This window comes from Mesorhizobium sp. ArgA1, assembly GCF_053714375.1.
Window position 1 is genome coordinate 1 of record NZ_JBSKBQ010000154.1, and the last position, 386, is coordinate 386.

The following is a 386-nucleotide window of genomic DNA, read 5'->3' on the forward strand; positions in this document are numbered from 1 at the left end:
GACGCAACGTCGCGTCTGCGCCCGCATCGAGGCAACCACCCGCGGCCTCGACATCCGCTTCGTCGTCACCAATCTCGACAAAGATTCCGCCGCGCATGTCTACGACGTGCTCTACTGCGCCCGCGGCCAGGCCGAAAACCTGATCAAGATGCACAAGAGCCAGCTTGCCTCCGACCGCACCAGCTGCCGCTCACCGATTGCCAACCAGGTGCGCCTCGTCCTCCACACCGCCGCATACTGGCTGATGCTCACCCTGCGCGAGGCGGTGCCCACAACCGATCATCTCAGCAACGCCGAGTTTGCCACGCTGCGGCTCAGGCTCCTCAAGCTCGGCGCCCGCGTCATCGAAACCGTCTCGCGAATCCGCCTGGCCTTCGCCGCCGCTT

At 65.5% G+C, this 386-nt stretch carries 1 protein-coding gene; it reads left to right on the plus strand.

Going from position 1 to position 386, the window contains the following annotated elements; translation table 11 throughout:
• Positions 1 to 386: transposase (locus tag ACWGTI_RS32785; protein WP_454590695.1), on the plus strand; the 386-nt coding region annotated here is incomplete at both ends.